The 26,101-nt window shown below is 71.0% G+C and carries 24 protein-coding genes; 12 read left to right on the top strand and 12 right to left on the bottom strand.

Features of this window, described 5'->3' with window-relative positions:
- Positions 1-148 precede the first annotated feature (148 nt).
- Both HUA74_RS34610 and HUA74_RS34605 read left to right on the top strand, forming a co-directional pair.
- The gene (locus HUA74_RS34610; protein ID WP_174457963.1) at positions 149-2,185 is read left to right on the top strand and encodes a chloride channel protein; all 2,037 of its coding nucleotides are present in this window, start codon (positions 149-151) and stop codon (positions 2,183-2,185) included.
- Between the two features lie 100 nt (positions 2,186-2,285).
- Complete coding sequence (locus HUA74_RS34605) at positions 2,286-2,810, top strand: GNAT family N-acetyltransferase (protein WP_141646089.1); 525 nt, start codon at positions 2,286-2,288, stop codon at positions 2,808-2,810.
- Positions 2,811-2,821: 11 nt separating this feature from the next.
- Here HUA74_RS34605 and HUA74_RS34600 read toward each other — a convergent pair whose 3' ends face one another.
- The gene (locus HUA74_RS34600) at positions 2,822-3,364 is read right to left on the bottom strand and encodes a peroxiredoxin (RefSeq protein WP_174457962.1); all 543 of its coding nucleotides are present in this window, start codon (positions 3,362-3,364) and stop codon (positions 2,822-2,824) included.
- A 48-nt stretch (positions 3,365-3,412) separates the two neighbouring features.
- Positions 3,413-4,696, bottom strand: coding sequence for an amidohydrolase family protein (locus tag HUA74_RS34595; RefSeq protein ID WP_174457989.1), 1,284 nt, complete (start codon positions 4,694-4,696; stop codon positions 3,413-3,415).
- Positions 4,697-5,214: 518 nt separating this feature from the next.
- Here HUA74_RS34595 and HUA74_RS34590 point away from each other — a divergent pair.
- Genes HUA74_RS34590 through HUA74_RS34580 form a run of 3 tightly spaced genes read left to right on the top strand, consistent with a single transcriptional unit; the run spans position 5,215 to position 9,193 of the window.
- Positions 5,215-7,404, top strand: coding sequence for a protein kinase (locus HUA74_RS34590; RefSeq protein WP_254614233.1), 2,190 nt, complete (start codon positions 5,215-5,217; stop codon positions 7,402-7,404).
- 10 nt (positions 7,405-7,414) lie between these two features.
- Positions 7,415-8,425, top strand: coding sequence for a PHB depolymerase family esterase (locus HUA74_RS34585; protein WP_174457961.1), 1,011 nt, complete (start codon positions 7,415-7,417; stop codon positions 8,423-8,425).
- Positions 8,426-8,443: 18 nt separating this feature from the next.
- Positions 8,444-9,193 carry a ChbG/HpnK family deacetylase gene (locus HUA74_RS34580; protein WP_174457960.1) on the top strand — a complete coding sequence of 250 codons (750 nt, stop codon included), beginning with the start codon at positions 8,444-8,446 and terminating at the stop codon, positions 9,191-9,193.
- A gap of 21 nt (positions 9,194-9,214) precedes the next feature.
- Here the strand turns inward: HUA74_RS34580 and HUA74_RS34575 are convergent, their stop codons facing one another.
- Positions 9,215-11,137, bottom strand: coding sequence for a hybrid sensor histidine kinase/response regulator (locus HUA74_RS34575; protein ID WP_174457959.1), 1,923 nt, complete (start codon positions 11,135-11,137; stop codon positions 9,215-9,217).
- 196 nt (positions 11,138-11,333) lie between these two features.
- On the opposite strand from HUA74_RS34575, the gene queF reads away from it, so the two are divergent.
- Positions 11,334-11,690, top strand: a complete 357-nt coding sequence (queF, locus tag HUA74_RS34570) for a preQ(1) synthase (protein WP_141646096.1) — start codon at positions 11,334-11,336, stop codon at positions 11,688-11,690.
- A gap of 43 nt (positions 11,691-11,733) precedes the next feature.
- Here the strand turns inward: queF and HUA74_RS34565 are convergent, their stop codons facing one another.
- Both HUA74_RS34565 and HUA74_RS34560 read right to left on the bottom strand, forming a co-directional pair.
- Entirely contained in the window at positions 11,734-11,928 is a 195-nt protein-coding gene (locus HUA74_RS34565) for a hypothetical protein (protein ID WP_141646097.1), read from the bottom strand.
- Between the two features lie 18 nt (positions 11,929-11,946).
- The gene (locus HUA74_RS34560) at positions 11,947-12,957 is read right to left on the bottom strand and encodes a serine/threonine-protein kinase (RefSeq protein WP_246137526.1); all 1,011 of its coding nucleotides are present in this window, start codon (positions 12,955-12,957) and stop codon (positions 11,947-11,949) included.
- Between the two features lie 187 nt (positions 12,958-13,144).
- Here HUA74_RS34560 and HUA74_RS34555 point away from each other — a divergent pair, with 187 nt between their 5' ends.
- The 4 genes from HUA74_RS34555 (at position 13,145) to HUA74_RS34540 (ending at position 17,589) form a co-directional block, all read left to right on the top strand.
- Entirely contained in the window at positions 13,145-13,354 is a 210-nt protein-coding gene (locus HUA74_RS34555) for a hypothetical protein (RefSeq protein ID WP_141649499.1), read from the top strand.
- 81 nt (positions 13,355-13,435) lie between these two features.
- Entirely contained in the window at positions 13,436-14,572 is a 1,137-nt protein-coding gene (locus tag HUA74_RS34550; protein ID WP_141649498.1) for a phosphatidylserine/phosphatidylglycerophosphate/cardiolipin synthase family protein, read from the top strand.
- 113 nt (positions 14,573-14,685) lie between these two features.
- A complete protein-coding gene (locus tag HUA74_RS34545) occupies positions 14,686-16,212 on the top strand; it encodes a Ppx/GppA phosphatase family protein (RefSeq protein ID WP_174457957.1) in 1,527 nt (508 codons plus the stop codon).
- A gap of 156 nt (positions 16,213-16,368) precedes the next feature.
- The gene (locus HUA74_RS34540; protein ID WP_174457956.1) at positions 16,369-17,589 is read left to right on the top strand and encodes a zinc-dependent alcohol dehydrogenase; all 1,221 of its coding nucleotides are present in this window, start codon (positions 16,369-16,371) and stop codon (positions 17,587-17,589) included.
- A 4-nt stretch (positions 17,590-17,593) separates the two neighbouring features.
- Here HUA74_RS34540 and HUA74_RS34535 read toward each other — a convergent pair whose 3' ends face one another.
- A complete protein-coding gene (locus HUA74_RS34535; RefSeq protein WP_174457955.1) occupies positions 17,594-18,619 on the bottom strand; it encodes an S-adenosylmethionine:tRNA ribosyltransferase-isomerase in 1,026 nt (341 codons plus the stop codon).
- Positions 18,616-19,344: an SDR family oxidoreductase gene (locus HUA74_RS34530; RefSeq protein WP_174457954.1), complete on the bottom strand. Its 729-nt coding sequence runs from the start codon at positions 19,342-19,344 to the stop codon at positions 18,616-18,618. Before HUA74_RS34530 ends, HUA74_RS34535 begins: the two co-directional genes overlap by 4 nt.
- 91 nt (positions 19,345-19,435) lie before the next feature.
- Here HUA74_RS34530 and HUA74_RS34525 point away from each other — a divergent pair, with 91 nt between their 5' ends.
- Positions 19,436-19,993, top strand: a complete 558-nt coding sequence (locus tag HUA74_RS34525) for a helix-turn-helix domain-containing protein (RefSeq protein ID WP_141649036.1) — start codon at positions 19,436-19,438, stop codon at positions 19,991-19,993.
- 7 nt (positions 19,994-20,000) lie between these two features.
- On the opposite strand, the gene HUA74_RS34520 is transcribed toward HUA74_RS34525, so the two are convergent.
- The gene (locus HUA74_RS34520) at positions 20,001-20,603 is read right to left on the bottom strand and encodes a 2OG-Fe(II) oxygenase (protein ID WP_174457953.1); all 603 of its coding nucleotides are present in this window, start codon (positions 20,601-20,603) and stop codon (positions 20,001-20,003) included.
- Positions 20,604-20,687: 84 nt separating this feature from the next.
- On the opposite strand from HUA74_RS34520, the gene HUA74_RS34515 reads away from it, so the two are divergent.
- A complete protein-coding gene (locus HUA74_RS34515) occupies positions 20,688-21,302 on the top strand; it encodes a DUF4230 domain-containing protein (RefSeq protein WP_141649033.1) in 615 nt (204 codons plus the stop codon).
- A 17-nt stretch (positions 21,303-21,319) separates the two neighbouring features.
- On the opposite strand, the gene HUA74_RS34510 is transcribed toward HUA74_RS34515, so the two are convergent.
- From HUA74_RS34510 to HUA74_RS34495, 4 genes are all read right to left on the bottom strand, one after another.
- The gene (locus HUA74_RS34510) at positions 21,320-21,565 is read right to left on the bottom strand and encodes a hypothetical protein (protein WP_174457952.1); all 246 of its coding nucleotides are present in this window, start codon (positions 21,563-21,565) and stop codon (positions 21,320-21,322) included.
- A 71-nt stretch (positions 21,566-21,636) separates the two neighbouring features.
- Entirely contained in the window at positions 21,637-21,978 is a 342-nt protein-coding gene (locus HUA74_RS34505; protein ID WP_174457951.1) for a hypothetical protein, read from the bottom strand.
- 146 nt (positions 21,979-22,124) lie between these two features.
- Positions 22,125-23,399, bottom strand: coding sequence for a tetratricopeptide repeat protein (locus HUA74_RS34500; protein ID WP_371817352.1), 1,275 nt, complete (start codon positions 23,397-23,399; stop codon positions 22,125-22,127).
- Positions 23,400-23,877: 478 nt separating this feature from the next.
- Positions 23,878-25,998 (bottom strand): hybrid sensor histidine kinase/response regulator, encoded by a 2,121-nt coding sequence (locus HUA74_RS34495; RefSeq protein WP_254614156.1) that lies wholly within the window; start codon positions 25,996-25,998, stop codon positions 23,878-23,880.
- Positions 25,999-26,101: the final 103 nt, after the last annotated feature.

Genomic DNA, 26,101 nt, shown 5'->3' with positions numbered 1-26,101 from the left:
GCGAGGAGTGCCACCGGCCCGACAGGCCGCTCTCGAACGTTGAAGCTTCCCCGTTCGGGATGGGTTAGTGGGAGGACCAATGAATGTCGATGAACCTCCCCCTGGGGTGATGCCCCAGCGCGCGGTGTGGGTCCGCGCTCGGGAGCACATGAGCCGATTCACGCACGCGGCGCTCCAAGCCTCCAACCGTCTGCGACTGCCCGGTCCGTCGGTGCTGCCCGTGGCGGGCGCGGTGGTGGGGCTCTACAGCGGCCTGGCCGCGGGCATCTTCTCCAACCTGATTGGCTTGGTGAGCGGGCTGACGTTCGGCGCGGCGGAGCTGGCGCACACGCTGCGCCGCAGCCAGTTGCTGACGTTGATGGACGCGTTCGGCTCGGCGCGGTGGCATCTGGAGTACGCCATCGTCGGAGCGCCGCTGGCGCTCGGCGCGCTGCTGCTGGCTCGGGTCATCGAGCCCGGAGGCCCTCGGGACGAGGTGAAGCGACGGCTGCGCCTGCTGGCGCTGCTGACGCTGGGCGCGCTGTCGCTCTACTACCCACTGGTGGCGCTGGCCGCGCTCAACAGCGTCTTCGGCCACCCCCACGCCCTGGCGGAGGCGATTCCCCACCTGCCCTGGTGGCTGATGCTGCTGGCCCCCACCCTGGGCGGCGTGGCGGTGGGACGGCTGCTCCGGGACAGGCCGGAGACGCATGGCCACGGCGTCCCCGAGGTCGTCCGGGCGGTGAAGAGCGGCGCCAACGTGGTGCCCGCGGACCGGGGCCTGTTGAAGCTGGTGGCGTCCGCCATCACCATCGGCAGCGGCGGTTCGGCGGGCCGCGAGGGCCCCATCGTCTATGGCGGCGCGGCGTTCGCCTCCAGCGTGGGCCGGGTGCTGGGCTTCAGCCGCAGGGAGCTGTCCATCCTCCTGGCGTGCGGCGCGGGCGCGGGCATCTCCGCGTCCTTCAACGCCCCCATCGCCGGCGCGGTGTTCGCGATGGAAATCATCCTCCGCGAGTTCGAGCTGCGCGTCTTCTCGCCCATCATCCTGGCCAGCGTGGCGGGCACGCTGGTGAGCCAGGGTGTGCTGGGCGAGGCGCCCATGCTGCGCAGCGTGCCGTACGAGCTGGTGAGCGGCTCGGAAGTCCTGGCGTACGCGGTGCTGGGCATCGGCTGTGGCCTGCTGGCCTTCACCTTCGTGAAGCTGCTGCACGGGGTGGAGCACTTCTTCCAGGGGCACATGGGCGGGACGCTGTCGCCGTGGCTGGGCCGCAAGTCGCTACCCTTTCGCGCGGGCCTGGGCGGACTGTGCGCGGGGTTGATGGCCTTCGTCAGCCCCACGGTGTGGGGCAGCGGGCACGACTTCATCAACCTGGCGGCGGTGGGAAAGCTGCCCTTCTTCTTCCTCGTCACTGCCTGCGTGTTGAAGCTGGTGGCGACGGCCATCACCATCGGCTCGGGGGGCTCGGGCGGGACGTTCTTCCCCGCGGCCGTCATCGGCGCCATGGCGGGTGGAGCGTTCGGCACGCTGGTGCACTACTTCTTCCCGGCCAGCACCGGCCCCAGCGGGGCGTATGCGCTGGTGGGCATGGGCGGCGCGGTGGCGGCGCTCAACCGGGGTCCGCTCACCGGGATGATGATGATGTACGAGCTGAGCGGGAACCACGACATCATCCTCCCGCTGATGGTGACGTGCACCATCGCCTCCGCGCTGTGCCACTACCTCATCGAGCGCAACGCGCCCAAGGCCCCCAGCGACACGGACCTGCTGGAGAGCACGCCCGTGCAAGCGCTGATGGAGCACGTGGCGCCCGTGCCCGCGGGCCTGCCGATGCGGCCCCTGGCGGACCTGCTGCTCACCTCCGAGACGGGCGCGCTGCCGGTGCTGGACACCCACGGCGAGGTCTACGGCATCGTCCAGGTGGAGCAGCTGCGCGAGGTGTGGCGCGACGAGGCCATGTACCCGCTGCTGGTGGCCAGCGACCTGGCGCGCAAGCTGCCGCTCCTGGCGCCCAATGCCGACCTGGCCCAGGCGCTGCGCATCATGGACCAGGAGGACGTGGACTCCCTGCCCGTCGCCGCTCCCGGGGGCATCGCCACCCGGGGCCTGCTGACGCGCGCCGCGGTGAGGCGCTTCCTCTTCGCCCAGCACGCCAAGGCCCATGCGCGCGGCGACAGCCCCGTCAGCGCCACCGAGGTGACGCACTGACGTGCGGGGCCTGGGGTCCGGGATACCCCCCTTTTTACGAGGGAGGCTCGTCCTGTTCGCGGCGCATGGGATGGGACATGCTGGGCGCCCGGAGGCGTCCGTGGAGCTACTCCGTGCGAGTCCAGCCGAGCACCCGCTGCTGCGAAACCTGTACCCGCTCTACCTGCACGACTTGAGCGAGTTCGGGGTGGAGTACCGCCTGGACCCACAAGGGCAGTGGGTGCCCAACTTCCTGCCCACGTGGCTCGCGGCCTCGGACGAGGTCCATCCGCTGCTGCTGCGCTGGGAGGGCCGCACGGTGGGCTTCGCCTTCGTGGCGCAGGCCCCCTTCCCGTACATGACTCCCGGGCGCGACTTCCGGATGAGTGAGTTCTTCATCCTGCGCGGCGAGCGGGGCTACGGCCTGGGACGGCGCGCGGCCATGGCCGTGTTCGACCGCTTCCGGGGCCTGTGGGAGGTGTCCCAATTGCCCGCCAACCACGCGGCCACCTCGTTCTGGAGGAAGGTCATCCGCGAGTACACCGGCGGCCAGTTCGAGGACAGCTACGTGGAGGACTCCCCGGCCCAGCTCTTCGACAACCGGGGACTGCCACCCCTTCGCCTTGGACCGCCCACGACGCGATAGCCGGGTGCGCGCTACGGCTTCGCCTCGGGAGCCGGCGACGGCTCCTTCGTGGCGGGCGGCGTCGCGGGCTTGCCCTGCGAGCACGAGGTGATGGCGCCCGCCGGGTCGATGGCGTCACCGCCGGAGTCCACCTTGAGGACCTTGCGCCCCTCGCCGACGACGAAGGTGTAGCGCTTGGACACCGTCACCAGCGGCATCTTCACGTCGTAGGACTCGACGACCTTGCCGTCCGGGTCCGGGATGAAGGGGAACGGCGCCTTCAGCTCCGCCTTGAAGCGCTTGAGCGTCTCCGCGTCATCCGTGCTGAAGGCCAGCACGCGCCCCTGCAGCTTCTCGATGTCCGCGTGCCGGGCTGTGTACGCCTTGAGTTCCTTCGTGCACCCTCCCGTGAAGGCCTTGGGGAAGAAGGCGACGATGACGGGCCCCTGCTTCACCAGCTCCGACAGGATGTAGACCTTGCCGTCCGTGTCCTTCACGGTGAAGTCCGGGGCGGTGTCGCCCACGTTGGGGATGGCGGCGACCAGAAGCCCTGCGAGCAGTACGGGAGCGAGCATGCCGGGGATTTGAGCGGACCCGCCCCTCCCAGGCAAGCGACGCCCTCGCTACTTCGACTCGGCCATGCGCGCCCACACGGCCGACGCGGCCTCGCGCGCCTGCTCGGCCACCACGGAGGGGTTCACGGACAACGGGCGGCGCGCCCACATGCGCCACACCCCATCCACCATCACCGCCTCCACGTGCCGGCTGCCCAGGCCGAACACCACGTGCCACGCCAGGTTCTCCGCCGTCAGCGGCGTGGCCGGCAGGTAGTCGAGCACCAACAAGTCCGCCAGCGCTCCTTCGCGCATCGGCCCCAGCGGCACCCCGAAGTGCTGCGACACCAACCGATGCCCGTTCGCCAGGTAGCGCAGCACGTCGATGGGCTGCCCCGCCTCACGCGAGCGCAGATACGCCGCCTGCGCCTCCGCGAACAGGTCCGCCGACACGCCGTCCGCGCCCAGCGTCGCGCGCGCGCCGAACTTCAGCGCCGGCGCATACCCCACCTCCAACCCCTGATTGGCGCGCGGCGTGTGGACAATCCACGCCCCCGTCGCAATCACCTGCGCCAGGTCCGCCCACGCCAGGTGCCCCACGTGCGCCAGCTGACTCCGAGGCGACAGCAGCCCCGCGTCCAGGAGCCGTGGCACCGGCGAGGCCCCATGCCGCTCGTTCGACAGCCGCTCGTCCAGCGGGTCCTCCGCGAGCGGCAGGTGCAGGCCGGTGTTCGCCGCCTTCAGCGCCTCGGCGAGCCCCTGGAGCGCGTCCTGCCCCAGCGTGAAGCAAGGCCCCGCGCCCACCTGGCCCCGGAATCTCCCCTTCGCCTTCTGCGCGAAGCCCACCGTCTCTTCCAGCCCCTCCTCGCGCCCCACCGCCCCGCTGCGGTCCGACACCGCGTAGGCGAGCACGCCGCGCACCCCCACCTCGTGGAGACCTCGCGCCAGCCGCACCAGCGAGCCCGACACCGCCTTGGGCGAGGAGTGCAGGGTGCACACCGTCGTCGTGCCGCACTGGAGCGCCTCCAGGCCGCCCGCGCACCCCGCCACCTGGACGGCGTCCAAGTCCAGCGCGTCCTCGTAGGGCCAGAGCACCTTCTCCAGGATGTCCTGGTAGGTCTCCATCGCCGTGTTCGGCATGCCTCGACCCAGGACGGCGTGCAGCCGGTGGTGCGCGCTGACCAGCCCCGGGAAGACGAGCTTGCCGGAGAGGGCCACCACCTCGTCGTCGGCCTCGGGCGTCAGGTCCGGCCCGCGCGCCACGATGCGCTCTCCTTCGACGCGCAAGTCCACGCGTTCCACCACCGCGGGCTCCAGCTCGACGACGTAACCACCCTTGAGGACGGTGCCCAACATCCCTCCGAGGAACGAAGAACGAAGAACGAAGCGCGTGGCGGGTCAGCGCGGCGCGAGGTTAGCACTCCACCCGACCCATCGCGCGAGCCTGCAGATGGCGCGCCCACACCCCGCGTAAGGCCCACCGCACCCCGCGCGACGTGTCGGTGCGCAGCGGGGCCCCGGAGCGTCACGGGGTCGAACCCACCCCGGAGCACCTCACCGCCACCACCACATCAGGGCCCCTCCACGCCTTCCATGCGGGCACCCCCACGCCACCACCGTGGGCCTCCTCGATGACGCGGGTGATGCGGCGGCCGTGGTGGAAACCCACACCTGGCCCGGGCCCGCGAGCCACGGTGGCGCATGCGCCGGGCGGCCGAGTTCGGGACGGAGACGGGCAGGCTTCCCCCCTCGAACTTCTGAGGGGGGACGCGGGGCGGCTCTGCACATAGACTGGCGCCATCTTGGAGTCGGGTCCGAACACCTATTGGGTCGGTCGCTATCGGCTGTCCGCGCGTATCGCGACGGGCGGCATGGCCGAGGTGTACCTGGGGCGCCGCTTCGAGGATGACGGCGCGCGCGGGCCCGCGGTGGCGGTGAAGCGGCTGATGCCGCACCTGGCCTCGGACCGGCGCGTGGTGCAGATGTTCCTCAACGAGGCGCGCATCACCGCGCAGGTGCGCCACCCCAACGTCGTCTCCATCCTCGAGCTGGGCATGGAGGGCACCGAGCCCTTCATCGCGATGGAATTGCTGGAGGGCCGCTCCTTCGCGGAGCTGCGCCAGGAGGCCGCGGAGCGGGGCCAGCGCGTGCCGCTGGGCATCACCCTGCGCGTGCTGGTGGAGGCCTGCCGGGGCCTGGACGCGGCCCACCGCGCCGTGGACGAAGCGGGGCGGCCGCTGCGCATCGTCCACCGCGACTTCACCCCGGACAACATCCATGTGGGTGTGAATGGCGCGGTGAAGGTCATCGACTTCGGCATCGCCAAGGCGGACGCGCTCGGTGCGGGCACGGAGCCCGGCGTCCTCAAGGGCAAGTTCTTCTACATGTCGCCGGAGATGATCGCCGGCAAGCCGGTGGACCACCGCGCGGACCTCTTCGCCGCGGGCGTCATGTTGTACGAGCAACTCTGTGGCCGCAGGCCCTTCACCGGCATGACGGCCGAGGAGGTGCTGGGCCGCATCGCGGAGGGGCGCGCCCGGCCTCCCACCGCGTTCGACCCGTCCGTGCCCGCCGCGCTGGAATTGGTGTGCCTCACCGCGCTCCAGAGAGACCCGGCCGCGCGCTTCGACAGCCTCGAGTCCTTCATCGACGCCATCGAGGCCATTGGAGGCCAGGCCGAGGTCGCCACCGGAGAGCAGGTGGCCGCGTACGTGGACACCCTCTTCCCGCCGGACCGGGACCCGAAGCGACAGGCCCTGCGCCGCGCGCGGATGGCCGACCCGTCCCATGGCGGCACGCCGCCGATTCCTCGCGCCTTCGACCCCAACGCCGCGCCCCACAACGCCATGACGGTGCCGGCCGCGTGGCCCAAGGTCTTCCTGCCCGACGTGGGCGCCACCCTCCACGGCGGCGAGCCCCCGGACTCCGTGCGCCCGCCCACGCCCACGTCCCCGGGCTCCACCGAGGCCGCCACCGTCACCGGCTTCCGCGCCAGCTCTCCGGGCGTGGTGCCGCCGTCTCGACCTGCCTCCCCGACGGACTCGACGCCTCCCGCGCGCAACCCGACGGACTCGACGCCGCCCACTCGCAACGACTCCGGCATCACCCAGGGCGGCCCTCGACGCCGCTCGCGGTGGGGTCTCGTCCTGGGCGGAGTGCTCGGACTCGCGGCGCTCGGCGCCGGAGGCACGTGGTACCTGACGCGCACGGAGTCGTCTCCGACGGAGCGGCTGGCGAAGGCACAGGCCGCCGACGCGCCCACCGCGAAGGTTTCACTGCTCTCCGGCCTGGGCGAGGACACTCGCGCCACCGCCGAGGAGCTGGCCCAGGCGGGGACGGTGCTGCTGACCGCGGGCGCACACTTCAAGGCGCTGGAGCTGGCGGAGGCCTACGTCGCGCGCTTTCCGAAGGACGTGGAGGCGCACCTGCTCGCGGCCCGGGCGGCGACGGAGCTGAACCGGGGCAAGCGGGCCGAGCGGGCATTGGACGAGGCCCTCACGCTGGCGCCCAAGGACCTGCGCCCCTCGCTGATGCTGGCGGACCTGCGCGAGCGCCAGGGCGACCTGCCCGGCGCGGTGGCGGCGCTGGCGAAGGCGTACGCCCAGAAGCCAGGCGTGGCGCGGGTGGCGCCTCGCTACGGGCGGATGCTGTCGCAGAATGGCCGGCTGGACGAGGCCGCCTCGGTGCTGTCCGCCTGGACGCGGGAGCATGACGACGCGGCCAGCCTGGCGGAGCTCGGCTTCGTGCGCTTCCGGCAGGAGCGCGTGGACGAGGCCGCCGCGCTGCTCAAGCGCGCGCTGCGCAAGGACGGCAAGCTGGCCGTGGCCCACTACTACCTGGGGGCCGTCCTCTTCCGTCAGGGCGACAGCACGGGCGCCGAGCGCGCCTATCGGGAGGCGGACAGGCTGGCCCCGGAGGACCCTCGGGCCCTGGCGGCGCGATGCCAGCTCCATGCCCATGGTGGCAATGAGACGGCCGTCGCCGAGGTGAAGCGTACGCTGGAGGAACGATTCCCCGAACGGGCGAACGTCCTCGCGGCAGAGTGCAAGGCGGGGAATTAGCTTCCCGCCCATGCGCCTCGTGCTCGTCGCCCTCATCCTGGGGGCGCTCGGCTGTTCATCCTCCCTTGCCTCGCGCCCGGAAGACCCGGGCGACACCGGCCCGGAGCCCTCCAACGAGGAGCCCTCCGTCCCGGAGCGCGCGTCCTGCACCGGACTCTCAGAAGGGCCCGGCACCCACGAATGGACAGTGAGCCACGCCGGACGGGCGCGGACCTACCGCGTCCACGTGCCCCCCGGCTACGACGCCACGCGGCCCACGCCCACCGTGGTGGCCTTCCATGGCTTTGGCTCGAACCCCGAGCAGTTGGAGGTCCAGACGGGCCTGTCGACGCTCGCGGACACGGAGGGCTTCCTCGTCGTGTACCCGCGCGGGCTGAGCGCCCAGGAGATTTCCGGCGGCACCGCCCCCCCGCGAGACAACACCCGGGGCTGGAACGCGGGGGCGTGCTGCGGGACGGCCCAGCTGTCCAACATCGACGACGTGGGCTTCGTGGACGCGCTCCTGGCGGACCTGGACACCCGCGTGTGCGTGGACCCGCGCCGCACCTTCGCCACGGGCTTCTCCAACGGCGGCTTCTTCTCCTACCGGCTGGCCTGTGAGCGCGCGGGGCGCTTCGCCGCCGTGGCGCCCGTCTCCGGAATGTCGCCCCTGAATGGGTGCCGCCCCTCCCGCCCGGTGCCCGTGCTGCATATCCATGGCACGGCGGACACCGTCATCCTCTACGAGGGTGGCAACAACATCCCCTTCGGCCGCGCCTACCCCTCGGCCGAGGACTCCGTCCGGAGCCAGGCGGAGCGCAATGGCTGCGGCGGCGCGGTGGTGGAGACGTACCGCCAGGGAGACAGCACTTGTAGCGCCTTCACCGGATGTTCTCCGGAGAACGCCACCGCGTCGCTCTGCACCGTGCGGGGCGGCGGACACACCTGGCCTGGCAGTCCGGTCAGCGCGGGCAACCCCACGCAGGACCTGAACGCCACGCTCGAGGCCTGGCGCTTCTTCCAAACCCGGCCTCGGCCCTGAAGCGCAGGAGAGTTCTTCGTGAGCACACGCGCCCTCATCATCAACGCCGACGACCTGGGGTATGACCCCGCCGTCACCCGAGGCATCCTCCAGGCCATGCGCGACGGCATCGTCTCGTCGGCCTCCCTCCTGGTGAACACCCCGTTCTCCGAGGCCTCCGCCCACGAAGCCGAGGGCCTGTCGCTGGGACTGCACCTGAACCTGGCCCGGGGCACTCCGGTGTGGAGCGACTTCCCGCGCGAGCTGCTCGGCGCCAATGGGAACTTCGTGGAGTCGCGCGCCGCCAGCATGCCCGCCGAAGTCGTGGAGGCGGAGACCCGCGCGCAGCTCGAGCGCTTCACGGCGCTGACGGGGCGTCCCGCGACACATGTGGACGTGCACATGCACCTGCACCTGCAGCCCACCGTGCTGGAGGGACTGTCCCGCGTCGCGCGGGAGATGAAGCTGCCGGTGCGCTCCATCGACTCCATCATGCGCCACGCGCTCAAGGCGCAGGGCATCCCCACCAACACCCACTTCCTGGGCGACACGGGCTCGGATGCGTACTGGACGCTGGAGCGCCTGGAGGCGGAGCTGGTGTCGCTGCCCTCCGAGGGCATCATCGAGTTGATGTGCCACCCGGGCTACCGGCCGGAGACGGTGAAGAGCGGCTACGGCGCGCAGCGCGAGGTGGAGCTGGCCACCTTCCAGAACCCTCGTGCCCGGGAGACCCTGTCGCGCCTGGGAATCACCCCCGTGGACTACCGGGTCCTCACGCCCGCGAGCTGACGGCCTCTTCGCCGCGCGCGCCTAGATTCGGGGGCCGAAGCCCACGTGCGGCGGCGAATCGCCCACGGCGGGCGTCCCCCCGGAGGGCCTGCGCCGCTCCTGCGTGAGCACGTTGCGCACGCGCGCCACCAGCTCATCGGCGACGTACGGCCGCGTGCACAGGGACGTCTCCTCCTGCGCCCACCACGGCCGCGCATCGCCAGCCAGGAGGATGGGCACCGGCCGCGCGCGCGGCAGCGTGGCGAAGGTCTCCAGGAACAGCCCCGCCTTCCCATGCGTGACGGAGGTGGACAGCACGATGAGGTCCACCGGCAGGTGCGTGGCCCGCCGCAGCGCCTCCGCGCCGTCCCGCGTCGTGAGCACCTCGAACCCCTCCGCGCACAACACGCGCTCGGCCAGGGCCTCCTGCGCGGAGTCCTCGTCGAGCAGCAACACCCGCCGGGGCAGCCGCTTCACCTCGTGCGACGGCATGCGCGGCAGGCTCATCGTGAAGGTGCTGCCATGGCCCTCCGCGCTCGCCAGCGACAGCGAGCCCCCGTGCAGCCGCGCGATGGAGTGGCTGATGAACAACCCCAGCCCCAGGCCTCCGAAGTTGCGGTGCGACACGTTGCGCGCCCGGTAGAAGCGCTGGAACACCTGGGACTGGTCCGCGCCGGGGATTCCGATGCCATGGTCCCTCACGTGGATGCGCGCCTCCCCCGCGAGCCGCTCCACGCACACGGTGATGGGCTCGCCCGGCGGGCTGTACTTGTGCGCGTTCTCCAGCAGGTTCACCAGCACCTGCTCCAGCCTGTCGCGGTCCCCTCGCACCCAGACGCGCTCTCGGGGGACCTCCACCGCGAAGGGCCTGTCGAAAGCCGCGCGGAAGTGGTCCACCACCTCCGCCACCAGCTGCCCCACCTCCAGCGGCGCCAGGTCCAACGCCAGCTTCCCGACGTCCAGCCGCGAGGCGTCCAGCAGGTCATCCACCAGCCCCGCCAGCCGGTCCACCTGCCGCTTGGACTTCAGCACCGTGGACAGCTCCAGCGGCTGCCCCGCGGTGAGCCGCTTCTCCATGGTGTACAGGCCCAGCTTCAGCGGGGTGAGCGGCGTCTTCAGCTCGTGGCTCGCGATGGACATGAACTCCTCGCGCACCTGGAGCGCCGCCTTCGCTTCGCGCAGGAGGCGCGCGTTCTCCACCGCCACCGCGAGCTGGTTGGCCGCCGCCGTCCACAGCTCCAGCTCCCGGGCGGAGAAGGACGTGCCCTGCTCCTTGTAGAGCAGCAACAGCCCCACCGTCCGGCGCGGCGCGCACAGCGGCACCGCCGCGAAGATGGAGCCCAGCGAATCCCCATACCCCCGCTGGATGCCCAGCTGCGCCTGACGCAAGGCCATGGCCTGTCGGAACGGGTCGTCCTCGGGGTCGAACGTGTCCTCGGGAGACTCCGTCCCCGCCAGGTCCGACACCGCCGAGCGCCGCAGCTCCGAGCCGTCCTCCTCGCACAGATAGACCTCCGCGCGCCGCACCTGGGCGCAGCGCACCAGCGCCACGACGGCCGCCGCGCAGACGGTGTCCACCTCCAGCGTCTCACCCACGGCCCGGGCAATCTCGCGCACCGCCAGCGAGAAGGCGCCCTCGTCATCCACCCCGGAGGGCTCCACCACCAGCCAGGCGCCAGGGGACTCCGCCTCCCTGCCCGGCTTCACCTGCACTCGCACCTGGTGCAGCGCGCGGGTGATGACATGGCCCGTGTGCGGGCGACCCTCGCGGATGGCGAGCTCCACGGCATCCAGGCTCCTCCCCCGCTCGAGCGCGTCCAGGAGGCTGGTGCCTGGGCGCAGGGTCATTCCCGTCTTGCGGGCGAAGCCGTCCTCACACCACTGGACGCATAAATCGGGTCCAACGCGCACCAGGGCTTGAGGGAGACACGAGAAGGCTTCTTCGGCGTCGAGGGGAAGCGTCATGTGCTCGGGAGGTGGCGGGGGGCCTGCTCGGGATTATGAACCCCGCTCCGAGCGCGCAACCGGCCCGCCCCCCGCATTCCCCGCTGGTGGACGACCGCCGCGTTGAGGGGCCGACAGAACCCTCCGGAGGCAGCCTGGAGGGCTGGGTGCCACGTCGTGGATGACACGTAGCGATGGTGTGGTAGACGACACCGCCATGCCTTCGCAGCCGACCAAGGAACTCCAGACCTTCCCCAACCCGGCGCCCGAGCGCGATTACGAAATCGCGTTCGACTGCCCGGAGTTCACGTGTCTGTGCCCGCTCACCGGGCAGCCGGACTTCGCCCGGTTCAAGATTACGTACGTCCCCGACCAGCTCTGCATCGAGCTGAAGAGCCTGAAGCTCTACATGTGGGCGTACCGGAACGAGGGGGCCTTCCACGAGAAGGTCACCAACACCATCGCCGACGACATCATCAAGGCCATCCAGCCGCGCAAGCTGACGCTGGTAGGTGACTGGTTCGTGCGCGGCGGCATCGGCACCATCGTCACCGTCACGCACGAGAAGAAGTAGCCGGATGGAGGAGGGAGCGCCGCTCGCACGGCGCTCTCGCGACTCACTCCACCTTGTCGAAGATGGCGTCGGCGTTCTTGTTCAGGTCCGTCTCGATGCGGTCGGCGGCCTTGTGCACGTTCTCCAGCTTGCGCGCGGCGGCCGCTTCAGGGTCCGTGCGCGCCGGGCGGTTGAGGACGTACCAGGCCGCCGCGGCGAGAACGCCAATACCCAGCACGAAAGTCACGATGCGTCCCATGGACTGCCTCCTCCCGCCTCAGCGGGTGAGTTGCTGAACGAGCGGCGCCCACTGCGCCTGGGTGAAGTAGAGGCCGGTCCCCGCCGCCGAGGCGAGGATGAGCGCGACGAGCGCCCACTTGAAGGCGCCGCCGGAGCGCGAGCGCGAGGTGTCGAAGACCTCCACCGCCGCGTCCAGCTCCTGGGGCCGCAACAACTGCTGCGCCTCGGTCTCCGTCAGCTTCTGGCGGTGGCGCAGGAAGGCGACCAAGAGCCCCGCATGCGACACCTGGACTTCCTGGGCGAGGAAGACGTCCAGCTCGCGGCGCATGGCGGCGGCGTCCGGGAAGCGGTCCTCCGGCTTCACCTCCATGGCGCGCTGGATGATGCGCACCAGGGGCATGGGCACGTTGGGCGCCACCTTGTTGAGCGGCGTGTACTTGCCGTCGCGAATCTTCGCGAAGACCTCGCCCGCCGTCTTGCCGTGGAAGGGCCGGGCGCCGGAGAGGGCCTCATAGAGCAGCACGCCGAGCGAGAAGATGTCGGTGCGGCCATCCAGCGGCGCGCCCGTCACCTGCTCCGGGGACATGTACGAGGGCGTGCCCACCGCCATGCCCGCCTGGGTGAGCGCCTCCAGCCCCACGTCCTTGGCGATGCCGAAGTCCATCAGCTTCACGTCACCGGACTTGGTGAGCATGACGTTGGCGGGCTTCAAGTCGCGGTGGATGATGTGGCGGAAGTGCGCGTGGTCCAGCGCGCTGGCGATGCGCGCGGCGATGACGCCCGTGACGTCCGGCGGCAGCGGCCCTTCCTTGATGAGCGTGTGGAGGGTGGGCCCGTCCACCAGCTCCATCACCATGAACATGCTGTCGTTCTTCTCCACCAAATCGTAGAGGGTGACGATGTTCTGGTGACGGAAGGCGGCGAGCGCGAGCGACTCCCGGCGGAACCGAGACAAGGTTTCCCTGTCTCGCTTGCCCTCCGGCAGCAGTTCCTTGATGGCGACCTCGCGCTGAATCATCTCGTGGAGGCCGCGATACACGACGGCCATCCCACCTCGGCCCAGCTCTCCGAGCACTCGATACGCGCCAATCTTGCGATGACGGACGGCTTTCTCTGCGGCAGGCACGGGCGAAGGGTACAGAACTGGACGCGGACCGTCGATGTCTCACGTGGCCACCCCCGGCGCCGGCGGGTCTGGACCATGGGCTCCCCCCCGATTCCGGCCCCCCTCCCCCATGAACCTCCGTCTCCTCGTCCCCCTCCTCGCCCTCTGGTCACTCGGAGGATGCATCGTCCACCGAGACATCCACGGGCACGACTCGCATCCGCCCAAGTCGAAGAAGTCCAAGCGCAACAGCAAGGACTGTCACCCGAGCCAGTACTGGGATGGCGACGAGTGCCGCCACAAGGGCAAGGGCAAGGGCGCTCGCAAGCACGACGGGTGAAGTCCCGGCGCGTGGGGCAGGCCCGCCGTCACTGGGGGCGTGTCCCGTGCCGCCCGGGAGAGTTGTAGGGTGGGTGTGCTCATGCGCACCGAAGCCTCCGTCGTCCCGCAGCCCGTGCCTCCGCTGGCCCCGTCGTTCTCCCGGGAGCATGCGAGCGAGCACTGCACGCTGCTGGATGGGGGCGCGGAGGCGTTTCCCCGGATGCTGGAGGCCATCTCCTTCGCCCGGCACCGCATCCACCTGGAGGTCTACACCTTCGAGCGCGAGGGCGTGGGCGCGCTCTTCCTGGACGCGCTGGTGGCCGCGGCGAAGCGGGGCGTGTCGGTGAAGGTGGTGGTGGACGGCTGGGGCAGCATCGGCGCCAGCAAGTACCTCACGCAGACGCTGCTGGCCGCGGGCGCGAAGGTGCGGGTCTACAACCCGCTCACCTCGCTGTGCCTGGGCCGCTCCTGGCGCAACCACCGCAAAATCCTCCTCGTCGACGACACGGTGGCGTTCCTGGGCGGCATCAACATCGGTGATGCCTACGCGGCGCACGGCGACGTGCCCGGCTGGGCGGACCTGGCGGTGGAGCTGCGGGGGGACATCTGCCGGCAGTTGGGCGCGAAGCTGACCGCGGGCACGGCGGCGCTGACGTCCGGCGCGGTGAGCCTGTACCTGTCCGGCATCGGCGGCGGGCACCGGCTGCGCAAGCGCTACCTGTCCGCCATCGACGGGGCGAAACACGAGGTCATCCTCGCGCACGCGTACTTCCTCCCGGACACGGGCTTCGTGCGAGCGCTGACGCGGGCGGCGCGGCGGGGCGTGAAGGTGTCGCTGCTGCTCGCCGGAAGAAGCGACGTCATCTTCGCCCGCGCGGCGACGATGCGGCTGTACGGCACCTTCCTGCGCGCGGGGGTGAACATCCACGAATGGACCGCCTCCACGCTGCACGCCAAGGCGGCGGTGGTGGATGGGAAGACGCTGCTGGTGGGCAGCTTCAACCTGGACCCGCTGTCGCTCGTGAATCTGGAGACGCTGGTGGAGGCCCAGGAGCCCGGCGTGGCGGCGCAGGCGGCCCTGTGGCTGGACAAGCACGTGGCCCTGTCGCGACACGTGCAACTGGAGCAGTGCGGCCGCTCCAGCCTCCAGCGGTGGCTGCTGGACGTCGTGGGGCTGGCGGTGGCGCGCTTCGCGGAGCGCTTCGCCAGCTTCATCGGCCGGCGGCGCAAGCGGTGAGGCCGTCACGCTGGCGTCACGCGAGCGCGTGAAGAGGCCCCCGCCCGGCCGCAGCCCCCTCATGTCGTGCTGCGCGAGCCGTCACGGCGCTCTACACTGTCCCACGTCCAACCATGCCCACTCGCCGCCCCGCCCTCCCGCCCGTCCTCGCAGCCATCGATGTGGGGACCAACGCCGTGCGACTGGAGCTCGCCCGGCCGGACGCCGACGGGGCGCTCGAGACACTCCACCAGGAGCGCGACCCCATCCGCCCCGGTGAGGGCGTCTTCGCCACCGGCACCATGCCGGAGGCCACGGCGGAGCGGCTCTTGTCCACGCTCCGGCGCTACTCCGCCCTCTGCCGTCGCCACAAGGCCCAGGTGCGCGCGGTGGCCACCAGCGCCCTGCGCGAGGCCCGCAACAGCCCGGACATCGTCCGGCGCGTGCGCGAGGAGTCCGGCCTCAACCTGGAGGTCGTCAGCGGCAAGGAGGAGGCGCGCCTCATCTGCCTGGGCGTGCTGCACCGCAAGCCCCCGGGCACGCGCTCGCTGCTCATCGACATTGGCGGAGGCAGCACCGAGGTGGCCACCGCCGTGGGCGAGAAGCCCGACAACCTGTGGAGCCTGGGGCTGGGCTCGGTGCGGCTCACCGAGGTCTTCGAGGCGTCGCGCACCGTGACGACGAAGCAACTGCGCATCATGCGAAGCTTCGTCCAGGAGGTGCTGGGCAAGACGCTGCCGGAGAAGCTGCCGCTCCTTCCCCGGGTGGCGCTCGGCTCGTCCGGCACCATCAACGCCGTGGTGTCCTTCGCCTCCAGCGAGAGCAGCGGCAACGCCACCGTGCGCCAGCTCACCCAGACGGTGGAGACGCTGGCGCAGATGCCCGCGGACCGGCGGCGCAAGCGCTTCGACCCCAAGCGCGCGGACATCATCGTCTCCGGCGCCGTCATCCTGGAGGGCGTGGCGAAGTACCTGGGCATCGAGTCCGTCAGCGTCGTCAACCGGGGCCTGCGCGACGGCATCCTCGTGGACCTGCTCTACCGACAGGACGCCCACCACCAGCCCGACGACCACAGCCTCGCGGACGCCGCCATCGCCATGGGCCAGCGCTTCTTCTTCGACGAGAAGCACGCGCGTCAGGTGTCACGGCTCGCGCTGACGCTCTTCGACGACCTGGCCGCCCTGCACCAGCTGCCGCTGTCGGTGCGCCCGTACCTGGAAGTCGCCGCGCTGCTCCACGACATCGGCCATGCGGTGAACTACGAGCGGCACCACAAGCACACGTACTACCTCATCCGCCACGCGGACCTCCCCGGCCTCGCGGACCGCGAGCGAGAGCTGGTGGCCCGCGTCGCCCGCTACCACCGGCGCAGTCCTCCGGAGCTGGCCCACTCGGGCATGGCGGGGCTGACTCCCGCCGAGGCCCGCACCGTGCGAAAGCTCGCCACCCTGCTGCGCGTGGCCAACTCGCTGGACCACAGCCACCACCAGCCCATCAAGGACTTCAAGGCCACCAACGGCCGCGACGGGGTGGCCCTGCACCTGCACGCGCGCCAGCCGGTGGACCTGGAATTGTGGAACGCGGAGCACGAGGTGGCCTCCTTCCGCCGCGTCTTCGGCAAGAAGCTCTCCTTCCACGTCCATCAGGCCGCCGCCCGCTAGTCGCCCGGCGCTCCGCCTGCTGACCGGCAGAGGAGACGTCGCGCCCTGCCCGCGTTGCTCCAGATGCCCACGCTCAAAATCGCACGGGTCCGTCGTCACCAGACGGGCCTCTTCGACTTTGGACGCAAGGGCCCCTCACGGGGGAAGGAGCGCGCGATGAAGGCCGTCGTATTCCATGGGATTGGGGACATCCGGCTCGACGACGTGGCGGAGCCGCGCATCGAGAAGCCGACGGATGCCATCGTCAAGCTGTCGGCGAGCGCCATCTGTGGCACGGACCTGCACATGATTCGCGGGACGATGCCGGGGATGAAGCCGGGCACCATTCTCGGGCACGAGGGCGTGGGCTACATCGAGGCGCTCGGCGACGACGTGCGCAACTTCAATGTGGGCGACCGCGTCGTCATCCCCTCCACCATCGCCTGCGGCAACTGTGTCTACTGCCGCGCCGGCTACCATTCGCAGTGCAACGACGCGAACCCCCACGGCGCCTCCGCGGGCACGGCGTTCTTCGGCGGGCCGGAGCAGACGGGCCCCTTCCATGGCATGCAGGCGGAGAAGGTGCGCGTTCCCTTCGCGCACGCGGGCCTGGTGAAGATTCCAGAGGGCGTGAGCGACGAGCAGGCCATCCTCGTCTCCGACATCTTCCCCACCGGCTACTTCGGGGCGGAGCTGGCGGAAATCAAGCCGGGCGACACCGTGGCGGTGTTCGGCTGCGGGCCGGTGGGGCTGTTCGCCATCGTCAGCGCGAAGCTGCTCGGCGCCGGCCGCGTCTTCGCCATCGACTGCCATGAGGACCGGCTGGAGCTGGCGCGCGGCCAGGGCGCGGAAATCATCGACTTCGACCAGGAAGACCCGGTGAAGACGCTCCTGCGCCTCACCAACGGCATCGGCGTGGACCGCGCCATCGACGCGGTGGGCGTGGACGCCGAGCACGCGCACACGGGCCCCGCCGCGAAGCAGGCCAGCGCGCAGAAGGCGGAGCTCAAGCGCGAGGCGAAGGAGGCCGCGCCGAAGACGAAGCCGGACGGCGACAACTGGGTGCCCGGCGACGCGCCCGCGCAGGTGCTGTCCTGGGCGGTGGAGGCGCTCGCCAAGGCGGGCACGCTGTCCATCATCGGCGTCTACCCGGCGCAGGTGCGCACGTTCCCCATCGGCATGGCGATGAACAAGAACCTCACGCTGAGGATGGGCAACTGCAACCACCGCAAGTACATCCCCCGGCTGCTGGAGCTGGTGCGCACCGGCGAGGTGGACCCCACCGCCATCCTCTCGCATGTGGAGCCCATGAGCGGCGCGCTGGACGCCTACCGCAACTTCGACCTGCGCAAGCCGGGCTGGGTGAAGGTGGAGCTGGAGCCCAATCAGCTCCAGTGAGCCCTCACGCGTCCAGCACCAGGCTCGAGTCCCCGAACTCGTGCCCCAGGTAGCCGCGCGCCTCCGCGTGCGCGGCCGCCTCCTTCAACAGCAGTGACGGCGCGAAGGCATGGAGCAGCGCGTGGTGGCTGCTGCCCGGCTCGTGCATGCCGGTGAGGAGCCCGTGCACCACGCGGGGCACGAAGCCCGGCCCCAACAGGAGGTCCGTCACCGCTTCGCCCGCCACCAGTCGCCCGCCGTTCATCGCCGCCCGGCCCTCCAACGCCCGCACCACCGTGGTGCCCACCGCCACCACCCGCCCTCCCGCCGCGCGGGTCGCCTCCACCTGCGCCACCGTGGCCACGGGGATGTCCGAGCGCTCGGGCCGGGGCAGCGCCGCGTCCAGCACCGCGTCCCCGGTGGACGACAACCCCGCCGCGTGCGTGAGCGACGCCAGCCGCACGCCCCGGCGACGCAGGGCCAGCAGCACGTTCCAGGTGAGGGGCAGTCCCGCCGAGGGCGCCTCCGTGGCCCAGGGCCGCGCGCCGTAGCCCGTCTGCACGTGCCACAGCGACAGCGGGGCCACGGTGTACGCGTACTGCACGGGACGGCCTCCCTGGTACAGCGCGGACCAGAGCGCGGCGCCGTCCTCGTCGAAGGCCACGCGCAGGAGGCGGGGCGAGGGCGGCAGCACCTCGACGACCTGGACCGGCAACCCGATGACGGTGAAGCGCGTGCCCACCGGCAGCACGGGCGGAGGAGGGCGGTCCTCGGTGCGCTTGCGCCAGTCTCCCGCGCCGAAGAGGACGGCCGTCCAGGTGCCGTCCTCCTCGCGCGACACCAGCCGCAGCTCGACTCGCTCTCCCGAGGCCGTGCGCCCCAGGAGCGAGGCGGGGAACGTGGCGGCGTCGTTCACCACCAGCAGGTCTCCGTCGCGCAGGAGCGACGGCAGGTCCGCCACGCGGGCGTCGGAGAAGCGGCGTCCTCGGGGCTCGATGTGCAGGAGCCGTCCTTCCTCGGGATGGTCCACGGGCCAGCGCGCGGGCTTCATGCGGCCTCCAGACTCTCCGCCACCAGGCGGGAGCCCGAGGGCAGCGACTCCGCGCGGCGCTCCACCATCGCGACGATGCGGGCCGCCACGTCCTCCGGCCGGGCCAGCGTCGAGCGGTCCGCCTCCGGCATGGCGTCCGCGTGCATGCGCGTGTCCATCTCCCCCGGGTCCACGTTGAGGAAGCGCACGCCCGTGCCCTCCAGCTCCGCGGCCCAGAGGCGGCCCAGGTGCTCCAGCGCGCCCTTGGACACGCTGTAGGAGCCCCAGCGCGGATACGCGGAGAGGGCCGCGTCCGAGCTGATGTTCAGCACCAGCCCGCCCCCTCGCACCACCATGTTGCCCACCACCGCCTTGGTGAGCCGGAAGGGGCCCACCACGTTGACCTCCAGCACGTGCTGGAAGTCCTCGCACGCGGTGTCGAGCAGCAGGGGCAGCGGCGTGGGGCCCAGGATGCTGGCGTTGTGCACCAGCACGTCCAGCGGGCCCACCAGCGACGTGGCCACGCCCACCAGCCGGTAGATGGACTCCTTGTCCCCGACGTCATAGGCCACGCCGTGCGCCTCCAGCCCCTCGGCTCTCAGGGACTCGGCGGCGGCCTCCATCTCCGGGGCGTGTCGGGCCACGCCCACCACCCGCGCGCCTCGCCTCGCGAACCCTGCCATGAGGGCTCGCCCCAGCCCCCGACTCGCTCCCGTCACCAGGACCGCTTTTCCGGTCAGCGTCATTGGAATGTCCTCCTTGCCTGGAGGGATACGTCCGTCGCGTTGATGAAATGGCGTCTCGGACAATCCTTTGGCAGATTGCCAACCCATGGCCATCGACGAAGAGGACCTGCCGAGCAGACTGGCGCGCAACATCCGGACCCTGCGGGAGACGCGGGGCGCCACGCAGGCCCAGCTCTCCAAGCTCGCGGGAGTGCCCCGGGCGACGTGGGCCAACCTCGAGTCGGGCACCGCCAACCCCACGCTGTCGGTGCTGCACCGCGTGGCGGCGGCGCTCCAGGTGTCGCTGGAGGAGCTGGTGGCGAGGCCTCGGGCCAGTGCGCGGCACTACCCGCGCGACAGCCTGACGACGCGCATGCGAGGTGCGGGGCAGTTGCGCAAGCTGCTGCCGGACCCGCTGCCCGGCATGGAGTTCGACCGCGTGGAGCTGCCCTCCGGCGTGCGCATCACCGGCGTGCCCCACACGCCCGGCACCCGCGAATACCTGGCCTGCGAGTCCGGGGAGATGGCCCTCGTCGCCAGCGGTGAGCGCTTCGTCCTCAAGCCCGGAGACGTCGTCGTCTTCCGGGGGGACCAGAAGCACTCGTATGAGAATCCAGGGACGCGCACGGCGGTCGGCTACTCCGTCGTCCTGCTCGCGCCCCCGCTGTGATGACGGCTCAGCCCGCGTCGCGGCCGTAGTACCAGGCGGTGAGGGCCAGGCGCGAGGCGTGGGCGGGCAGCACCTCGTGCTCGATGCGTTCGCTCAGGAAGACGACGAGCGTGTCGAGCATGGGGGCCACGTCCACCGGCGCCGAGCCCTCCGGATGCAGCCGCAGCACGCCTCCGTGCTCGGGCACCCAGCCCGCGTTGGCGTACCAGATGGCGGTGGCGCGGCGGTTGGACTGTCCGGGAAATGAGTCGAAGTGACGCGCGTAGCGCGCTCCGCCGCCGGGGTAGCAGGCGAGCTGGAGGTCGAAGCGTCCCAGGCCGAGATAGGCCGCCGACGAGAGCGCCTGACCGAGCCTGGCGAAGTGTTCCCACAGGACGCCGAGTCCTGTTCCTGCTTCCGGCTCCACCCAGCCGATGAGGTCTCCTCTCACGCGGGAGTCCAGGGTCCGCTCGGCGCCCCGGCGGATGCCCGCGGCATGCAGCACTCCAGATTCAGCCCTCGCCAGCGCTTCAGCCCGCGCGGCGAGGGCGGCCACATCCCCGAGGAAATCAGGGCGCGTGAAATAGCCACGCGTCCCCAGTGCCTCCACCTCTACATCGGTCAGCTCCACACGTGCTCCTTCCAGCAACGTGCCGCCCACACGCGCGCACCGTGCCCCAGACGCGTGCCGCGAGGAAGGAGATACACTGGGCCCATGGCGCACCTCTCGCGAATCCTCGCGGTCCTGCTGGGCATCGTCGCCGGAGCCCTGGGCGCGGGCTGGCTCTTGAGGCCCACCTCCCCCGCCCTGCCGGACACCGCCTCCGTGGTGCAGCAGATGCGCGAGGTGGCGCGGCTGGAGACGCTCGACGTCGCCCTCTACAAGAAGGTGACGTTCTCCCCCGAACCCAAGGCCACGGATGCGCTGTGGAAGGACGTGGTGAACTGGGCGGCGTACACCCTCCAGAACCCGCACGGCCGCGCCATCGTCTTCGCGGACGCGCACCTGGGCTTCGACTTCCAGCGCCTGGGCCCTTCGAGCCTCCACGTCGCCGGCACGAAGGTCCACGTCGTGCTGCCCCCCATCGACGTGCGCGTGGCGCTGCGGCCCGGGGAGACGGAAATCATCGACTCCAACCTGGACAGCGCGCAGACGGCGCAGTTGTTGGAGAAGGCGCGCCTGGCCTTCGAGCATGACGTGCGCGCCGACACGAGACTCCAGCAGCGCGCCCGGGACTCCGCCGAAAGGGCCCTGCGTGCGCTGCTCCTCACGCTGGGCTACCGCGAGGTGGTGTTCGTGGACCGGCTGCCCACCGGCACGGCGGGGTGAGCCGGCCCCACGGACGTTCACGGCTCTGACAGCAAGGCGCGTTCAGCGTCCTGGAGCCAGCTCTCGAACGCCTCGCGCTGGGCCTGGGCGTACTCGGGGGCCTTCACCCGGATGTCCGCGTCGAAGAGGAAATGCCAGACGATTTCCTCCACGTCGAAGCTCGCGCGGACGGTGCGAAGTCGCAGGCACAGCGCGATGGACGCGTCCACCCACTCCTTGAGGCTCTTCTTGTCCGTGGGGTCATGGTCAAAAAGCCTCCTCATCTCCTTTAGCGCAGCGGACCACTCGGCTGATGACACGGGTATGCCTCCTACGTTTCCCACCGTTGGAGCCTTCACTCCGGTGGCGCACCATGATGGATCAGGATGACCGGGTCGCCATCGTGTGAAATCACGAGCGCGGACCGGGATGACGCCACGGCGCTCGCGAGCCCCGCGACAGGCCCGCCAAACAGGTTCGGATGTTCCGGGTCCGTGAGGGCCCCGATGGCGACCCTGTCGTAGGCGGGGAAATGCTCCGGGACCGCGAGCTCGTCATCCAGGAGCAAGACCGAGAGCGCGTCTCGCCTCATCGCCTGGACCACGTCGCCTCGCCCGGAATCCCCTCCCAGGGGAACAGCCACCCTCATCGACACGACGAAATCACCGCGTTCAGTGGGTCTGTCGAAGATGAGCACCCCCGAAGCAGTCCTCCTGAAGGCCTCACTCGACATGAACTTCTCGACCGCATCCCATCCAGGATGCGTGGCGCGGGGTCCGAGCGCCCATTCCTCGTATGACAGGACTGTTGCCCTGGTCATTGCCACCTCCAGAGCGACCTGTATCAGTCCCCAGCAGCCTGGTCCCGGGTGAGCCCCTCGTCCGACAGAAAGAACAAGCCGGCGATTCCCTCCGGAGTCGGCTCCAGGTCCGCCAGCACTTCCCAGGCCGAGGGGTCGGAGACTCGGGCCACGAGCGCCATCTCACGCCGCACCAGGGAGCCATAGAGGGGCTCGTCTCCCGCCTGCTCCGCCAGCAAGCGCCGCTGGGACGCGGTGAGCAACCGCGCACCGTCGAGCCCGTCTCCCGCGGCCACCGCCCACAGCCCCGAGAAGCTCTCCGCGAGACGGACCTCGCCCCGGTCGATGACGACGGGCCGCACGGGCGCCGGATGCGCCTCCAGGTTCCGCCACGCCGCCGTGTCCACCGCCTCCCGCGTCAACCCAGCCGACCCCAGGGCGGACTCGGGCAGGTAGCGCACGAAGTCCGCGTCCTCCAGCACATAGAAGACCTCCAGCCTCGCCGGCCCCTGGCGGTGCAGCGCGCCCACCGCCTTCGCCTCGAAGTCCGCCGGACGCAGCACCGGACGAAGCCGAGCCTCCAGCGACGCCCCCTCCGCGCCCAGCCCCGAGTCCAACCCGCCCAATCGCGCGGCCAGGGCCTCCACGTAGGGGCCCAACCCCGCTGAGCCGGGGGCCTCGCGATACGCCGCGTACAGCGAGCCCACGTCGACGCGCCCCACTCCGCCCGTGGCCAGCTTCACCAGCAGGTCCTTTCCCTGCCGCCGGAAGACCACCCGCGCCCGTCCCAGCGCGCCCGCCAGCGCGGCGGTGAACTCCGGCCGGAGCACCTGCTCCTCGGGCACGGCCGGGGGCGGGAGCTCCGCCGCCTCCAGCTCCGCCTTCAACAACCGCGTCTCCGCGTCGAACGGGTCTCTGGCCAGCGCATCCGTGACGTACGCCTGCGCCTTCTCCACCTCGCCCCTGCGCAGCGCCAGCACCGCGAGCACCTTGAGGACCTCCGGGTCCCCGGGCTCCTGCGCGCGCGCCTGCCGCAGCAGCGCCTCCGCGTCCCCATTTCGCTCCAGCCCGAGCAGCGCCCGAGCCAGCCCCAACATCACCGGCACGTCCCGAGGGAAGTCGCGCCGCAGCGCCTCCAGCAGCGGCAGCGCCTCCCGGTCCGCGCCCGCGTTGATGAGGGCGTGCGCCAGCGCCAGCCTCGGCGTCGGCCCCTCACTGCCCTGTGCCTGCGCGCGGAGCGCTTCCAGCTCCGCGTCACTCAGGACCTCACCCGCCTCCACCTTGCGGCGGATGCGCTCCACTTCCAGCAAGACGCTCACCCACACGACTCTAGACGCCCGGCCGTGATTCACGAACCCACCCCGCACCGGACTCCGAGTTCCATTGGCAGACAAGCATTCCAACCCACCCAGACACGATGGGCTTTCGACATACACAGACATCGCCCCAGTCGACACCCACATGCCCTGGGGTTGGATGGTTTGAGCAAAACCCGTCAGGCAGGATGCGCCTGCTTCGCAGCCGGATACCGCACCCCGAGCCATCCCGAGTTCAGCTTCGTGGACGTGGCGAAGTCCCTCGGCGTTCCGCATGACCAGGTGATTCACCACCGGGACGAAATGAAGACCGCGCCGAAAGTCGCGGTGGAGCACGTTCTGACCCGACATGAGCCGTAGGTGCGCACGGCTCAGGTGACGCCGCGACCGTCCGCGAGGGCGGCCGGCGAGGGTCTCCAGGCGACGGCGGCCCCCGTTGCCCCTCCTTCCTTGGACCTCGGGGTGGTCCACCCGCGGGGCCTCAGTGCCGTGGCGGAGTATCCGGACTGTCGCCGGCGTCGGGAGACGACTCTCCGGCGGCCTGCGCGGCCTCACCGCCCGAGCCGCCCTCCGTCTGCGCGAGGAAGTCATCCAGCGCGCCCACGTCGATGGGCTTGCGGAACACTGCGTCCACCAGCGCGAGGCTGGCGCGGTTCTGCCCGCGTACGTCCATTCCGGTGACGATGGCGAGCAGCACGTGGGGCGTCTTCTCGCGAAGCGCGCGCGCCAGCTCCCAGCCGCTCATCTCCGGCATCACCGCGTCCAACAGGGCCGCGTCGAAGCGGCGCCGGTCCCACATCTCCAGCGCCACATGGGGGTCATGGGCCACCTGCACCTCGTAGCCCTCCTCCCCCAGGACTTCGGCCATCATCCGCGCGTTGTCCAGGTCGTCGTCCACCACCAGCACGCGGCGCGTCTGCTGGAAGCGCCGGGGCGCCGCCGGAGCCACGGCCTTCGTGCCGCTCGGCGGGGTGCGCGTGGGCTCGTACGTGGACGACTGCTCGTGGACGCGCGGCAGCCGCACCACGAAGGCCGCGCCCTTTCCCGTCGTCGCGTTCTCCGCCGTCAGCTCGCCGCCCCAGCGTTGCACCTGCGCGCGCGCCACCGCCAGGTACAAGGAGAGCTGCGGCGCTCCCGGGTCCCTGCGCAGCGGGTCGAACAGGTGCGAGAGTTCCTCCGCCGCGTACGTCGGGCCCTCGTCCTGGATGCGCAGGATGAGCCACTCCCTGCCTTCCGCGCGCGTCGTCAGCTTCAGGTGGCCGCCCTCCTCCATGCGGTCCCTGGCCGCCAGCAGCAGGTTCACCACCAGCTCGCGGAAGAAGGCCGCGTCCGCGCGCACCGCGCCCGGGTCATGCAGGTCCAGCTCCACGTAGACCGGGTGCTCGCGCTGCTCCAGCTCGCCGCGCGCCAGCTCCAGCGACTCGCGCACCGTCTGGTCCACCTTCACGTCGACGGGCCGCTCCTCGGTGCGCTGGACGTTGAATTCTTGAAGCCGCGCCACCAACTCGCCAATCTGCTGCACCGTCTTGTCCAGCGCCTCCAGGTGCTCGGGCTTGTATTCACGCTGGAGCAAGGTGATTCGCAGGCGCAGCACGTTGAGGAAGTTGTTGAGTGCATGCGCCGCGCCCCCCGCCAGCTGTCCCAGCGCCTGCTGCCGGGTGCGCTGGAGCAGCCGCCCCTGGAGCCTGCGCAGCTCTCCGTAGGCGCTCTCCAGCGCCTTGGTCTTGTTCGCGGACTCGGTGCGGTCGGTGAAGGTCTGGATGGCGCCGGCCAGTTCGCCTTCTTCCTCCCAGACGGGCGTGGCGCTCATCTCCAGCGTCACCTCGCCGCCGCCGGGACGCTCCACCACCATCATCACCCCGCGCACCGGGCCCTGCTCCTTCAGCGCGCGCACGAAGGGCATGTCCGCGACCTTGAAGGGCTCGCCCGTCAGGTGCCGGGCGTTCACCTGCGTGAGCACCGGGGACACGGTGTTCACCGCGCGCCCGCCCACCACCGCGCGCATGGGCACGCCCATCAGCCGGCTCACCGGCGGCGTGGCGAAGGACACGGTGCCGTCCACTTCGGCCAGGAGGATGCCCACGTCGACGTGGTTGAGCACCGACTCCATCACCGCCGCCTCGCGGAAGCGCACCTCCTCCGTCTTCAGGATGCGCGCATAGGACGCCTGCGCCGCCGCGTCCCCTTCCCACACCAGCTCCGCGATGAGGCCGGCGACCTCCGGCTCTATCAGCCCGCCGTGGTGGCGCGCGTAGACGTGCAGCAGCACCGACTCCAGGGACTTGAACTCGCGCGTCAGGTCCTCGGGCTCGAAGTTCTGCGTGTACCGGTCCGCGCCGTGGGAACGGGCGACCTCCGGCCACAGGCGCACCGCGTCCTCGCCCCGGTCCTTGAGCAGGCGCGCCATCTCCCCCACCAGTCGCCGCAGTGGGGCACGCAAGTCCCTGCCCGGAATCTCCACCTCGTAGACTTCCGCGCGCAGGCGTTTGGCCCACAGGCGCGCCACGCGCTCCTGCTCCCCCTGGAGCAGCTCCGACAGGGCTTCGATGGGATTGAGCCGGGCCACGTTCAAGTCGCCAAGGTGGGCATGCCCGCCCGCCATGGCCACCCGTGCCCCCGCCTGTCCGCCCGCTCCAAGGGACCGATGCCGCCGGTGTCCCAGGCCGCCTGCTCGCCCACCGGGAGGCAGGGCGTGCGCGCGGGCG

Source organism: Myxococcus sp. CA051A (assembly GCF_013336705.1).
In the GTDB taxonomy this organism is placed as follows: domain Bacteria; phylum Myxococcota; class Myxococcia; order Myxococcales; family Myxococcaceae; genus Myxococcus; species Myxococcus llanfairpwllgwyngyllgogerychwyrndrobwllllantysiliogogogochensis.
This window is presented reverse-complemented; position numbering and strand designations above follow the sequence as displayed.

What these genes read in the sequence shown, in the direction of transcription:
- HUA74_RS34610 (WP_174457963.1), top strand. Translation starts at nt 149, where the DNA reads ATGAGCCGATTCACGCACGCGGCGCTCCAAGCCTCCAACCGTCTGCGA.
- HUA74_RS34600 (WP_174457962.1), bottom strand. Translation starts at nt 3,364, where the DNA reads ATGCTCGCTCCCGTACTGCTCGCAGGGCTTCTGGTCGCCGCCATCCCC.
- HUA74_RS34590 (WP_254614233.1), top strand. Translation starts at nt 5,215, where the DNA reads ATGGCCGAGGTGTACCTGGGGCGCCGCTTCGAGGATGACGGCGCGCGC.
- HUA74_RS34585 (WP_174457961.1), top strand. Translation starts at nt 7,415, where the DNA reads ATGCGCCTCGTGCTCGTCGCCCTCATCCTGGGGGCGCTCGGCTGTTCA.
- HUA74_RS34575 (WP_174457959.1), bottom strand. Translation starts at nt 11,137, where the DNA reads ATGACGCTTCCCCTCGACGCCGAAGAAGCCTTCTCGTGTCTCCCTCAA.
- queF (WP_141646096.1), top strand. Translation starts at nt 11,334, where the DNA reads ATGCCTTCGCAGCCGACCAAGGAACTCCAGACCTTCCCCAACCCGGCG.
- HUA74_RS34565 (WP_141646097.1), bottom strand. Translation starts at nt 11,928, where the DNA reads ATGGGACGCATCGTGACTTTCGTGCTGGGTATTGGCGTTCTCGCCGCG.
- HUA74_RS34560 (WP_246137526.1), bottom strand. Translation starts at nt 12,957, where the DNA reads ATGGCCGTCGTGTATCGCGGCCTCCACGAGATGATTCAGCGCGAGGTC.
- HUA74_RS34555 (WP_141649499.1), top strand. Translation starts at nt 13,145, where the DNA reads ATGAACCTCCGTCTCCTCGTCCCCCTCCTCGCCCTCTGGTCACTCGGA.
- HUA74_RS34550 (WP_141649498.1), top strand. Translation starts at nt 13,436, where the DNA reads ATGCGCACCGAAGCCTCCGTCGTCCCGCAGCCCGTGCCTCCGCTGGCC.
- HUA74_RS34545 (WP_174457957.1), top strand. Translation starts at nt 14,686, where the DNA reads ATGCCCACTCGCCGCCCCGCCCTCCCGCCCGTCCTCGCAGCCATCGAT.
- HUA74_RS34540 (WP_174457956.1), top strand. Translation starts at nt 16,369, where the DNA reads ATGAAGGCCGTCGTATTCCATGGGATTGGGGACATCCGGCTCGACGAC.
- HUA74_RS34535 (WP_174457955.1), bottom strand. Translation starts at nt 18,619, where the DNA reads ATGAAGCCCGCGCGCTGGCCCGTGGACCATCCCGAGGAAGGACGGCTC.
- HUA74_RS34530 (WP_174457954.1), bottom strand. Translation starts at nt 19,344, where the DNA reads ATGACGCTGACCGGAAAAGCGGTCCTGGTGACGGGAGCGAGTCGGGGG.
- HUA74_RS34515 (WP_141649033.1), top strand. Translation starts at nt 20,688, where the DNA reads ATGGCGCACCTCTCGCGAATCCTCGCGGTCCTGCTGGGCATCGTCGCC.
- HUA74_RS34510 (WP_174457952.1), bottom strand. Translation starts at nt 21,565, where the DNA reads ATGAGGAGGCTTTTTGACCATGACCCCACGGACAAGAAGAGCCTCAAG.
- HUA74_RS34495 (WP_254614156.1), bottom strand. Translation starts at nt 25,998, where the DNA reads ATGGCGGGCGGGCATGCCCACCTTGGCGACTTGAACGTGGCCCGGCTC.